This is a genomic window from Paraburkholderia sediminicola (assembly GCF_902859805.1).
GTDB lineage: Bacteria > Pseudomonadota > Gammaproteobacteria > Burkholderiales > Burkholderiaceae > Paraburkholderia > Paraburkholderia sediminicola.
Genome location: NZ_CADIKC010000011.1, coordinates 113885 through 126551, shown reverse-complemented (window position 1 = coordinate 126551; position 12667 = coordinate 113885). Strand labels below are relative to the sequence as shown.

Here is a 12667-nt window from a genome sequence, read left to right as displayed (position 1 = left end):
CCTATGGATGCGCCTATTCATTTGCCCATTCAAGCAGACCGACATCCATGAGCACTCCGAGCACAAGCCACGCACCCGATGGCAACGGCACCACTAACACGACACCCAACAGTCTCGTGCACGTGCCACACGATCCGGCGCCCATGCTTTACTTCCGGCCCGAGACCGGCGAGTTCATTCTCGTGCCGGCGGAAGACGTCAGCGGTCTGCAAAGCGAATGCAATCTGCTGCATGACCGGGTCGACAAATTTCACAAGGCCAATGAAAAGCTCGATGTGGTGCTGAAGGCATACGCTGAGGACGTGCAGAACCACATGTCCGATCCGCGTGCCGGGGAGTCGCACAAGGCCGCCGTTGACGAAGCGCTCAAAGAACGTGAAACCGCGCACAAGGCGCTCAAGAAGGAGCTGGAGCCGCTCAGCAAGCTGGATAGCAAAGACCTCACCATGGTCGAGCTGATCCCTATTCATATCGATGGCGATGGAAAGAAATCCGTCAAATTCGCGAAGTACAAGCTGCACTACGTACGCTCGAACAAGATCAAACCCGGTTGGCATAAATTCGGCCCGGCCGCCTTCGAAGACATGAAGGGGCGCAAGGAAGAAAAAGAAACCGGCGCGAAAAGCTTCATCAAGAAGAACGCGAACGGCAAATACAAGATCGACGTCGACAAGCTGAAGGAAGGGGTGTTGATCAGCCGCGAGAGCAGCATCAAATCGCAGTTGTACGAAAAGACCAAGGTGTCATCCGAGATCGTCGAGAAACACGTGACCGGGACGCTTTTCGCATGGGCGGAAGAGTGGAACAAGGATCTCACTTATAGCGCCGGCGCTGAAGAACCGGTTGAACGCGGCGAGGGCGAGAAGAAAGAAGCGGAGAAACCTAAGCAGACCGCCTTCGGCAACAACGTCAGCATCGAGGCCAAAGCGCAATTGATGCGCTATCTGGCCGGCGCGGGACTGGACACCGAATGGGCGCCGCAAAAGGGCCGTGTGGCTATCAAGGCGTCTGCGCAGGCCGAATTTGCCATTGCCGAGGGCAAGGTTTCAGGTGCCTTCTACTATCCGGACATCGCCGGCTGGATGTGGAGTCTGGATGGCGATGATGGTAAGCCGCACTCACTCGGCGCAGTCCGATTCAAAGGCGAACTCGGGCTGTCGGGGATGGTCGGTGCAAGCGTGGTCGCGCAACTGGGTGTCGTGGTCGACTATCGCGACGAAAAGCGGAAGGACCTCGGCCTGTACGGCGCCGCAGTCGATAACCCGACCACCAAGCAACGCGAGATCAAGGTAGGCGGAAAGCCGGTCGATCCGAGCGCAAATGCGGACCTCGACGTGTTTGCCGGCGCACGCGCGGACTTGTCGCTTGAAGGCGCGCTCGAGTGGATGGAGCCCGCAGAGAAGGGCCCCAGTGGCAAATACAAGCCTTTCGCCAAGGTGGGCGATACGGTCACTGCGATGGCGGGCGCCGGATTGACGTGCATGCTCGATATCAGCTACGCCGCGGGACGTTTCCGGATCAAGGCGAAGGCAGGATTGTGCCTCGGCGTGGGAGCGAAAGGCGATATTGAGGTTTCGGTCGACGCGTTGCGCATCGCCGAATTTGTCAAATGGTTCTTCTATCAGCTTTATCACGCTAACTTCCAGCGGCTGAAGTTTGTGAGCAGAGAAGCGTTCGACGCGTTCACGCATATCCAGGTGATGGTCATCCAGGGACTAAAGGATCTGAGCTCAACGGTCGACCAGGAGTTGGTCGATATTCAGACCATGTATGCGCAACTGGTTGTCGCATACGAGCAGGAAGCCGCACGCGTCCAGTTAATGAACCGCGTGCTAGGCAATCCCTGGATGCTTCAATATGCAACGCCGGAGGCCAAGGGCATTATGATCTATCAGCTGACGCGTCACTGGGCTGTCACCGACGGGCTCGACCCGGCAAATCACACGTTTGGTCGCTATTACGGTCGTCGCAAAGATGCCGTCAAACAGATCCTGCAGTGGTCCCACACCAAGCACGATCTTGCCAACGTTGTGCAGCACATAGACGCCAATGGACAGAAAGGCGACCTAATCACACGCCGACAGCACCTCAGGGAATTTCTCCAGATGTCGCTGACGGGCGCGCCGGCCCCAGACGCCCAGGAGATAGACAACTATTACGACAACCTGACCGCGATGCTCAAGACCGAACCGACTCCTGGCTACGCGGTTACGCCCGTTGGCTCCCATGAGTACGGGTTCCAGATGGCGGCAGGCACCCACCCGTTTTATCAAAACATGCCGGATGTGCGGGTGGCATGATCTTGCGAGGGCGCTATTGCGGCCGTGAGCTTTCCAGCGCGCAACGGAACGTATAGATCATGAAGAATGACGGTATGGTCTTTCCTCCGTTTTCGGAAATCAGATGTCCCGCTGGCTCCGTACCGTAGCGATACATCGTCATTGCGGTTTCATCGTTGCCGCCTTCGGCTCCGCGGATCACCTTCTTCGTACCCGACGCCGGCCCCTGGGGATTTTTCGCCGGTGAGTTCGCGTAGTAATCGGCACTGAACCAGTCGTTCACCCAGTCACGTCCGTCAAATCCCATATCGAACAGCCCGAGCGGATTTGCCGGATATTTGCCGACCGGATAGAGAAACATCTGGACTAGTCCAACGTTCGGAGCAAGTTTGTCTGCGATCGTGTCACCGCTGGGGAAGTTATGATCGGGCTCGTATTTGCCGTTGTCAGTTGCAAAGACAACGGGCTTGCCACCTGAGCGGGCAGCATATTCCCACTGCGCTTCGGTGGGCAGATCAATGGGTAAGTTGCTTTCTTTACCCAGCCATTGACAGTAATCCTTCGCCATTTGCCACGGCACACCGACGGGATGGGTCGGAACTCGGTACGAGCGCGGTATTTTGTCCTGCGGCCACGAAGGCTTCCCTGTAGCAGCTGTGTAAATGTCGAAGTCGGCGTAGGTGACCTTGTACTTGCCGATGGAGAAACCATCAAGCGTTACCAGGTGGGCCGGCTTGTTTTCATCCTGCGATGTGTAGGGTCGCTTCTCTGGTGATGCCTCGGAACCGAAATCGCCCATCTTGAAGGTTCCGCCCTTCACGAAGACCATATCGGCGAGCGATTTTTTAACAAGCGCTTTGACTTCGGGCGATTGCCCGGTTTGGCTGCATGCAGGAAGGCAAAAAGCTAGTGTGGCCAGCGGGATCGCTCCGAGGATGGAGCATTTCGTGAAAGACAAACGCATGCGATAAATCTCCGGACTGGTGGCAAACAGATTATAAGTTCGATCTGGGTTTTTTCGACGTTCGCAATTGCAACGAGTCGTAGCGCGAACGGGCGCGTGCCTCTTTCGTCGGGCTTCGATACAAGATGCATTGGCAACGAAGGACCCGGATGTGACCGTTCGAAACAAGTACACAGAACACGTCGTCAAACACCCGGAACAGCGGATAGTTGGATACGGTGATGCCTGTGGTGGAGACACAAATGCTGCACCCGTACACCTATTAGAAAGTGAATCTGGATGCCAAAGTTAAAACCAATGACGAAGTCGAAGCTTGGGCCAAAGGACCTGGTTTGGGCGACAGCAAAAAAAGCTACCCTGATGAGCCTCCTGTTTCCTTTGCTCGGCACCGGCATTTCGTACGCGGCTTATGCCGACGATCTCTCCATATCTGAATGGCCTTGGAGGATCGGGCTACTGGTTACACTGGCTTGTTTTCTGCTGCCATTTGTCGTCTCATGGACGTACCGCCGCACGAATCTGCTGTGGGTATACGGGCTCGTGATGTCGATCGCGATATTTGCTGTCTATTTTTACTTCGGCATATTTGCCTATTTTTTCTACTTCCTCTTCGCGCCGATGTCGTCGATCGCGCGTTGGCCGGGTCTTCTGGGCGGCATTGCGTTGACGCTTTACTGGGCCGTCATGTCGAAGCAAGCGGTGATGCGGACGATCACGACCACCTCGTTCGTCAACCGGGCGTTTGACGAGAATGAATCTGACCTCTCCTATAAGATTCAAACTGGAACAGCGTTGTTCGAGCGACTCCATAAAGAGCGTTCGCCGTTTCCCAAAGTGTATATGTACATTGTGTTTGGGCTCGCGCCGTTCTATCTGATATTGAGTCGGATGCTGTCATCCGGCTTTGGGGCGAACGGCGTGTTGGTCGTTTTGGCCGTGCTGGGTATGCCTGTGTCGCTGTGGTTTTTGGGCGTGCTTATCCGCATCAACATAGTGATGATCGGCTTGCCCAGGAAATTGGAGAAAGAACGTCGAAAGCCAGTGTTGGTGGCCGATTAGCAGGATGAGGAATTCTGCGCTAGCGAATGCAGCACGCATCTTTGGCGGCTGAAGGCTTTTGGCAAGCGTCATGCAAAGTGAAGCTGGAAAACGATCTACGAATTTTCAGAGCTAGACTTAGTCAGCAGTTTGATTACGGGGGCGACCAACCTCGGTGGCCGAAAGGTGAGGTTTAGTGAATTTACGTGATTGGTGTGAACGCGGTGCTGTTCTAGCATGCCTATTGGGCTTATCGTCGGGGGCTGTCGCCCAAAGTTCGATCTCTCCTTCCAAGACTGAATGTGTGGGCCGTTACGAGCTGGTGTTCCCTGGCGCGATTGACGTTGCCCTATCGACACGCGAGAGTTTGCATGGTGGTGTCAAGGATCCGATTCGATTCAGCGATGGTCAACGTGCTCAGCATTCGCGCTTTATCTACGACGGCGGTTTCGTCATCACCGACGACGTAACGCGCGACTTTTACGAGGAGTACGCCGCGCCGTTCAAAAAATTAGCGCCCGGTACGGATTCCCACGATGCGAACGGTTTCGATCCATATCCAATTGTGCTTGTGGGGGCGACGGCATGGATAGGCAGGAAGTCGCTCGGTTTCGTCGTCTACAAGGCGAGGCGCATCTATTCCTATACCGATACGGGAAACACCGACCTCACCGACGCGAAGCGGCATTTCGACAGAATCAGTGCAAATTTCTCAAGTCGCGCGCTATATGAAATTCCAACCGGCGTCGGTGTTTGCCTGCCATACGCTTTTGTCGCAGACGACGACAGGGATTCGAACAGGCAGGTTGGCGTCACGTTCCGCCTGGTCGATCACCCTGACGTCACGGTTTTTTTCCTTGATGCCAAAGCGCAGTCAACTGATCCGAAGCTCACTGCACGGCAAAAGAACGAATTCGTTTGGGGCTACGACTACGGCATAGGTAAGCAGATCAAGCTGCACGGCGTAACGCCTTATCACCCTGTGACGTTGGACAGTCGGGAGGGTGTTGCGACGTTAGCCACCATCACGCGCGACGACGATTCAACAGATTTTGGTTATCTGGCGACGGTGCAGGGAAATCCGAACGCGTCTGCCGACACCCCCGATCTGCTTCTTCTGGTCGAACGCACGGCAGCAAATGCCAAGGGCGACCCTCCCGTGTCAGCCGAGGATATTGATGAGATTGGGAAAACAATCTCTGCTTCGATCAGGCGCCGTCCATCGAGTCAATAGATGAGGCGACGCCCATCGCTGACGGACATCTGCATGCTAGTCTATGGCGACAACCTCCCGGGCGGCGAGTCGTTCATCGAGAGTGCTATGGGAGACAGGTTTTCTCTCGACGCCAATGTGCGGATCGGCACGCCGGCCATCTACCTGCACCGACTCAACGAGAAGCGCCCCCCCGCCGTAGAGAAAACCTGCCCTCTATCTATGGAAGAAATGACACCGCTGGATACTCCGAAGCGCCGCATCGAACGGCGCTACTTCATTTTGGCTGCCCTGGTGGTGTTTGTCGCAATAGGATTCGGACTGGATAGGAATCGACGCGCACCACTCATTTATGTGATTCCGGAAAACTACATTGGTCCGGTCGTGTCGTTGTTCGATCAACCGGATGGTGTCGAACCGACTCACACCCAGGACGGACTCGAAGTGCGCGTTCCTGAGAACGGCATTGTCAAGATCAGGAGCAATCCGACACTGGGGTATTCATCGGCCTTCCCCAAGAGCACGATCGTGTTCGAACGGGAGAAGCGTGATCGCAAGCGCACGATTCTTTCCGAGGCGGTCAATCCGTGGCAGGACTACGACCAGAACGACAATCCGCACTGGAAGGTCGGTATACGGGATGCGCAAGGAAATCTACGCACCATTCCCGTTGCCGATCAGGTTGGAGGCTTTGTGTTTGACGATTTCCCTGACACCGATAAAAACCGGCCCATGATTTTTTGGCACGAGTCCTGCCAGGATCGCGTGTTTCGTCCTGACTGGAAGGCATTTACGTCAGGCGAGAAGTCTGCCGATGAACTGCACCTTCCACCCTGCGGCGAATTTGTCGTGGGCATCGTCAATCATATACGGCAGTGGCCCGAGTGGATGTTCCTGCGCGGTAAAGGCAAGCAGGAAAAGCTTGGCATCAGCAATCCTGCTTATACGTCGATTCAACAGTTAGTCGACGAGGCCAACGCTCGCGTGGTCAGAAAGAAGGTCGAGAACATCAATTGACTGATCCCGCTTCGCTCGGTTCGGAAGCACGAGCCATTCCAGTTCGGGCTGCGACAATCGTGGAGAACTGTCGGGGCATATCTGGCGTTGGCATTCAGCAGACACGTTATCGACTTTCGACGATGGCGTGTTGGGTGCCATTGGAGACAGTCACATAAATGAATAATCCGTTGAATTGGCGGCATGCCTACCTACGTGTTACTGCGGCTTGCTTGATGCTGTTGTCCGTCTGTGCGTGTGGAAAATCTGAACCGACTTACAGTGGCATTTCCGTCGAAGGATTCAACTACCTTCCCTACAACCTGTCTCGCTTTACTGTCAGCGATGCATTTGGAAATAGTGCCCGCGGAGGGGCGGACAACATGCCAGGCAGTGGAGAGGGAAGCTTGAGTTGCTGTTACGCGCTCAAGGGCACCGAATTTATCGTTAGGTGGGACTATTACGACGCAGATCAGTGGCAGGCTGGCAACAAGGAACTACTCCATGCCGAGACAAAAGTATCGATGCCACCTTCGCAGATTCCCGAGCCGATGGGCGATCGTATTCTCGAAGTGCACTTTTACCCTGATCGTCACGTTGAACTAGTCTTCCCGGGCGCGCTGCTTGGTAGCACTCGGATTTCGGCATCGGACGTGACGCGATGGATGTTCGATCACTATCACAAGCAACTGGATTTACTGTACCCGGATCGGGATGATCAACAATTTCGACGAATAGCGCGCGAAGTCGCCATCGGGTGGCTTAAGTATCAACTGACCGATACGAACGATCTTGAGCAATACGCATACTACAGTTTGCTCATTAACGAACGTTTTGACTCACATCCCGAGGTACAGAAAATACTCCAGTCGACCCGATCGTTACCCGGAAAATTTTCGGACGCAATGATTGGTTTGCCAACAAAGACTGTGTCCGCATTGAAGCAAAACAAATTCCAGCCGGTGGTGGTTCCAAACCTTCCTGATGGACTGCTGCCGGCGCTACGGGCGAAGGAGTGAAAAATGGAACAGCAAAACCGGCTGGAAACGACGACACTCGCCAGGTTCAAACATCACTAAACTGACGCGCCGTCAACGTCGTGCCGAAAAAGTTGGCCACGTTCGTCATGACGCTGAGTAGTTCAAACGCGACTTCGGCCTTCCACTGCCCGTCGAATACAAAGCTTTCAGCTTCGACGTTGTGAAGCCACGCCTTGGATGCCTGCTCGTCGCGCAACACGCAAACGGCCCACAACTGGAAATATCCAGATGAGCGTGCAGGCATGGCTGTTTCGAGGGCGAAACCCAGAAGAGACGCCCTGCGAAAGCGAAAACTTTCGCCATGCCACCGGAAGCCGACCCACTCGGCATCACGCGAGCGAAACGCGAAGAAGTGTGCATCGTAGTCGGCCGGGGCCACCCATTGCACTGAGCCGAAAGTGGCAAACTCGGCATCGTTCGTCATCGATGCCAGCGAACCCGAGCGCCCGGCTTCGATATCGGTTATTGAGCCAAACACCTTCTTCAATCCCGCGAACATTTCGCCATTGAGACGTCCACCGAGGGCTCGCTCTTCATCCTCCGTGGCCGCGTTGATGCGGGGGCGCAGCCCAATATGCTCGAACACGGCCTCGTTACCCAGCAATCCATAAAGGCGATTGTCGTCGACGGGGTCGCCGGCATGGCGCTTGCCGAGCGGATAAGGCAGATCTTCGGCCGGCATACGTTTATCGGTGGTTCGGGCGGGCGGTCGACCTTGCGACGCGATTTGATTGGCGCTCATCGGTTAATGTTCTCGGCGATTGGTTGAGTTACAGACCCCACGCGACCGTTCCGCATAAGTAATACCTCCAACTCCCGAAGTAGGCATTCAGAGGGTCAACAGCTTTAGCGTTCTTCCACGTTCTCACCGCCAGCACCCTACTCGTTGCGCAGAAATACCACGTAGCCGCGAAACCATGGACTCCCGGCGAGATACTTTGGCGCATCCCATTCCCCGCCCTGAATCAGGCCGATCCGGAACGGCAGTTGCAACCGCCCGACGCGCGGCAGATACGCATCGTAAGCCACGATCGTGTGACGCCCCTGATAGGTCTGCACCACGACTTCGTCGACTATCCGTTTAAGCTGGTTGACCTGATCGGCATCGATGCGGCTGCTCCAGTCGAGCAGCCCTGTGATACTCAGCCGGCAATCTGCCGGCAACCGCTCACGCAACTCCTGCAGGAAACTGAGGTAGTCCTGCAGATGATAGGTGCGCGCGTCGAAGTCGATCTGGATCCCAGAGATCGTCCGGCCGGATGCGCGCCAACGCGCGAGTTGAGCCAACATGACGCGCTCGACGCGCGGCGTCCAGCGTAGCGTGTGGGCGCGATAGACGAGCCAGACTTGCGCGCCCGGTAATGGTGGCAGCGACACGTCCTGCGCGATGAAGCGCACCTGCGTGTCGTCTTGCGGCGACGCCTCGATTTGCCCTTGCAGCACGTACACGGTGCGCGCGTCGCGTAGCACCGGTTGCGGCTTCACGCCCGCCCATAACCAGAATGCATCGTAATGAGCGGCATCGACTGTACCAGCCAGCGCGATCCGTGCGCATAGCAGGAGGCCCGCGCAAAAAATCCGGGTCATCCCGCGTTCACCAGTAGTACTTCAGCGACTGCGCCCACTTGCTGCGTGGATAGCTTGCCTTGAGCGTGTTGAACCACTTCTTGCGTGTCTCGCCCGGAATGTCGTTGCCACCGCATTCGCTGACGCCGGCTGGTGCGAAGCACTGGATCGCGCGATACAGCGCGTAGGACCGGTCGTCGGCAGGCGCCTGCGCATTGCCGATTACAGTCAGGTAGCTGCCGATCCGCTGATAGACCTTGCCGGTGAATTGTGATGGCGCGCTGCCGAGAGTCGGCGGTGGGACGACGGAGTTGGAAGCGGTTTGTGGCACCTGCCGGAACATGAGCGGATCTTCGGCCAGGCTGTAAGCGGGCGGATTGTGCCTCACGAACTCCGCCAGGCAATTCAGCCCGCGCGGATCGTTGGGGTTCTGCTGTAACACCGACGCGACGTCGCGTACCGACGGGCAGGCGTAGCTGGCATCGCCTGTGGTGCCGGTCAACGCGAATGGCTTGAGTGGGTCCGCTGGCTGGTCTGGGACTACCGCAAGGTCCGCAATGAAGTCAGGGTAGTGCGCACGCGTGAGCTCCTTGTACAAGAGTGTGTACAGCGCAATATCGCGCAGCGCGCGGCTGGTCGACTGGTTCTTCGCCTGCGCGCGCAGTAGATCCGCATTGGCAGCCCGTTGAAGCAGCGTCGCGCGGATGGCTTCATTCTGAATCAGTGAATCGTCCGCAAACGCGCGGTCGACGAGGCCGGCCTGTTCGACGTTGATCGCGAGCGCAAGCTCAAGCGCCTCGCGCTGCAACGTGTACTTCGCGAGCGGGATCAACTGCGCCCAGAGTTGCCTCGCCTGCTCCTGCTGGCCACTGTCCTCGAGCGCAAAACCGCGCAAGGTCTGCTGGCTCAGGCCCATGTAGTCGAGCGATGCGCCGGGCGTCTGCGGCAGCAACGCAAGCGCCTGGTCGGGCTTGCGATCGACATATACGTGATAGGTCGCGAGAAGGTAGTCGTGCAGTGCCGGTGTGCCGGCGAAACGCGGTTTCTGTGCCTCCAACTGTTTCAGTGTCAGTGGCTTTTGTGCGGTCGGATCGTCGGTGCCCGTCGCGCGCATTTGCATCAGATCGACGATCGCCAGCACCGACGGCGACTGCAACTGGTTCGTGTCGCGGCTCGACGGCAATAGCAGCTTGCTGTCGAGCTCATTCGCCAGTTGGCCGAGCGGCACATTCGACGTCGCCGGTGACCATTGCACGAATGCCTTGTCGTAGAGATTGCCCTGTTGCACGCTGTTGCCGCCGAGCCAGGCCACACGCCGCTTCAGACCTGCTGCTGATACTGCGTAGCGGCCCTGCGGATAGACCCGTAAATAGGCGCCAAAGACGGTATCGGCAGCGCCGAGTGAAACTTTGACGATCCTGTCAGGATCCAGCGTGGAAGTGTCCGAGGTGAATGCGTCGGCCTGTGCGGCGTTCAGTTGTGCCCGGCCGGCCATGTAGAGTCCAGTTTCCTTGAGCCAAGGGTCCGCGCTATGCGACACGCTCGCAAAAGCCTTTGTCGCTGAGACGAAATCGTGCCGGTAGAACGCGTACGCGCCGTCGAGGTACGTCGCGTATTGAAGCGCGAGCGTCGACTTGAGCCCCGCCGGCTTCGTCCATACGGGACCGCTGCTTCCCGCCGAGCAGGCCTTCGCCATGTCCGCGCGCGCCGCTCGCAGTCGCACGACGTCGTCGTTCGGGAGATCGTGCGCAGCGGCCATCGCGTCGTTAAATGCTTTGGTGCCGGAGGTTACGCTGCGGCAGATGTTGCCCTCGCCGTCAGCGTAGCTATCTGACTGGGCGCCGTCGGTCGAATTGCCGTTCGTCGTGTCCGACTGCTTCTGACTGGTATCGATCCATCCGGAGAAGTCATACGAGAACGGCACGACGAGCTGGCTCGTCCTGTCCGTGGATTGCACGACGGTCTTCGGGTCCGCAAGAACCCGTGCGAGTTTGCCGGCACCGGCCATCAGCAGCATCGCGTTGATTCGCGTGTCGTTGCCGGGACTCAGAATCGGCACGGCCCCGCAAGAATAACTGGGCTGCCTGAGCGTGGCCGTCCCATCGCAGGACATGTCCGAGCTCGCGTAGACAGTGGAAATGGAAAGCAGGTTCGCCATCAGCATGGCGATCAGAGGTCGGTGTAGCAACGTGATTCTCCGCATTGTTCCTGTATGGTCGTTGCATTATTGCTTTGCTTCCAGTCGCGCCAGTTCTTCGCTGCGCCCCAGCGCCGCCGCAATGGCGCTTGTCCTCAATCGCCGCACGGCATCTGGCTGACCCGGTACCGTCGGCTTCGCACCGCGTGCTACGGCCTCTTCGCCAGGCAGGTTGAAATCGACGTAATGGAAACCATGGTCTGGATCATTCGCAAACAACGTCTCGACCTTCTTCATGATGTCCGGCGGAATATGCGCATCTTCCAGCACCACTTGGCCGCTCGCGTCGGTGTGCTCCTTCTCGGCGCGCGCGAAGAAAAGATCGATGTTTCCCTGCGCGAGCGCCGATTCCTTCGTCAGTCCCGCGTCAAGCATGATCTTGCCTTCCGTCGCGCAGCGGGAAAGAAAGCGCTGGAGAATGTCCGGAGACGGCGCGGCGTTCGCACCGTTCCAGTCGTCGACCGAGTGCGCCAACACGTTCAGTAAGTCGCTGTCGCGCTCGACAGCGAAAAGTGGATAGAGTCTTGTGCTGTACTTCGGGCAGAAGACCGTTGACGGCACATAGCGCACGTCATAGTTGCTCTGCCCCCAGACCAGTTCGTCCTGGCTGTAGGACGGTTGCCGGATCGTGTCCAGCAACGAGCGTTTGGTCCACGTGATCGTGGTATCGTCATTCGCGTCCAATACCCGATGATCGACACTGAACGTGGGGCTCAGGACCAGCGCCACGATCAGTAGTGAGAGGCACGCGAGCGCCTGTCTGGCGACCGACGGCCGCGGCTGGCCACGGACGATTCGTCCTATGACGAAGTACCAGACGGGAAAAGTGGCGACGAACAGGCAGCCGAATATACAGGCGAGGTCGATCGAGCGATTGATCGCCGCAACGATCAATCCAGCGAAGCCGAGAATCGCCGGCCAGCGGAGCAACGAACGTTTCGAAGCCGCGCGCCACGCGAGCAGTCCGGAATCGGCTGACGAGGGTTGTGAAGTCATTGGTGTGTCGAGCTCAAAGCTGTGTGGAGACTAGGAACCACCGGACGAAATCGCCAATAGAGGCGAGGCTCGAACGGGGCTGGCTGAGTACCTGTCAGTTTTTGTAGAAATTCAATCTGGCAACGCAACCGTTTTCCTCTTCCTAGTGCCTGTTACGCGCCCTTTTTTGCAATTAGCGTCTACCTACTTAATCCAGGCTGGGTTCTTTGCATCAGTAGCGTAGTTTGCCAACTTGTTGATTTCGCGCTCCAAAACCCCGATCCAAGTTTTTATTCAATACGCTTCGCATTGTCGCGGCGATTCTACAAAACATCTCAGGAGAGAAGCAAATGAAGATTAGCTTGAGAACGTTAAATCGAGTCATTTAATCAATGAGAA

10 protein-coding genes are annotated in these 12667 nt (G+C 57.0%); 5 read left to right on the top strand and 5 right to left on the bottom strand.

The features are described 5' to 3' along the window. Positions 1 to 47 precede the first annotated feature (47 nt). Positions 48 to 2300 carry a hypothetical protein gene (locus R8871_RS30715; RefSeq protein WP_175053825.1) on the top strand — a complete coding sequence of 751 codons (2253 nt, stop codon included), beginning with the start codon at positions 48 to 50 and terminating at the stop codon, positions 2298 to 2300. 13 nt (positions 2301 to 2313) lie between these two features. On the opposite strand, the gene R8871_RS30710 is transcribed toward R8871_RS30715, so the two are convergent. After that, entirely contained in the window at positions 2314 to 3243 is a 930-nt protein-coding gene (locus tag R8871_RS30710) for a formylglycine-generating enzyme family protein (protein ID WP_175053824.1), read from the bottom strand. Between the two features lie 297 nt (positions 3244 to 3540). Here R8871_RS30710 and R8871_RS30705 point away from each other — a divergent pair, with 297 nt between their 5' ends. From R8871_RS30705 to R8871_RS30690, 4 genes are all read left to right on the top strand, one after another. Continuing rightward, the gene (locus R8871_RS30705) at positions 3541 to 4302 is read left to right on the top strand and encodes a hypothetical protein (RefSeq protein ID WP_246287879.1); all 762 of its coding nucleotides are present in this window, start codon (positions 3541 to 3543) and stop codon (positions 4300 to 4302) included. 283 nt (positions 4303 to 4585) lie between these two features. Then, positions 4586 to 5515, top strand: coding sequence for a T6SS immunity protein Tli4 family protein (locus tag R8871_RS30700; RefSeq protein WP_175053822.1), 930 nt, complete (start codon positions 4586 to 4588; stop codon positions 5513 to 5515). 33 nt (positions 5516 to 5548) lie between these two features. After that, complete coding sequence (locus R8871_RS30695) at positions 5549 to 6511, top strand: hypothetical protein (protein ID WP_246287877.1); 963 nt, start codon at positions 5549 to 5551, stop codon at positions 6509 to 6511. Positions 6512 to 6669: 158 nt separating this feature from the next. Next, positions 6670 to 7509, top strand: coding sequence for a DUF3304 domain-containing protein (locus R8871_RS30690; protein ID WP_246287875.1), 840 nt, complete (start codon positions 6670 to 6672; stop codon positions 7507 to 7509). A 46-nt stretch (positions 7510 to 7555) separates the two neighbouring features. Here the strand turns inward: R8871_RS30690 and R8871_RS30685 are convergent, their stop codons facing one another. From R8871_RS30685 to R8871_RS30670, 4 genes are all read right to left on the bottom strand, one after another. Further along, the gene (locus R8871_RS30685) at positions 7556 to 8272 is read right to left on the bottom strand and encodes a hypothetical protein (RefSeq protein WP_175053821.1); all 717 of its coding nucleotides are present in this window, start codon (positions 8270 to 8272) and stop codon (positions 7556 to 7558) included. 137 nt (positions 8273 to 8409) lie between these two features. Next, positions 8410 to 9117: a DUF3142 domain-containing protein gene (locus R8871_RS30680; RefSeq protein ID WP_175053820.1), complete on the bottom strand. Its 708-nt coding sequence runs from the start codon at positions 9115 to 9117 to the stop codon at positions 8410 to 8412. A gap of 7 nt (positions 9118 to 9124) precedes the next feature. Continuing rightward, positions 9125 to 11299, bottom strand: coding sequence for a hypothetical protein (locus R8871_RS30675; protein ID WP_175053819.1), 2175 nt, complete (start codon positions 11297 to 11299; stop codon positions 9125 to 9127). A 21-nt stretch (positions 11300 to 11320) separates the two neighbouring features. Further along, positions 11321 to 12289: a hypothetical protein gene (locus R8871_RS30670; RefSeq protein ID WP_175053818.1), complete on the bottom strand. Its 969-nt coding sequence runs from the start codon at positions 12287 to 12289 to the stop codon at positions 11321 to 11323. Between the last annotated feature and the right edge of the window lie 378 nt (positions 12290 to 12667).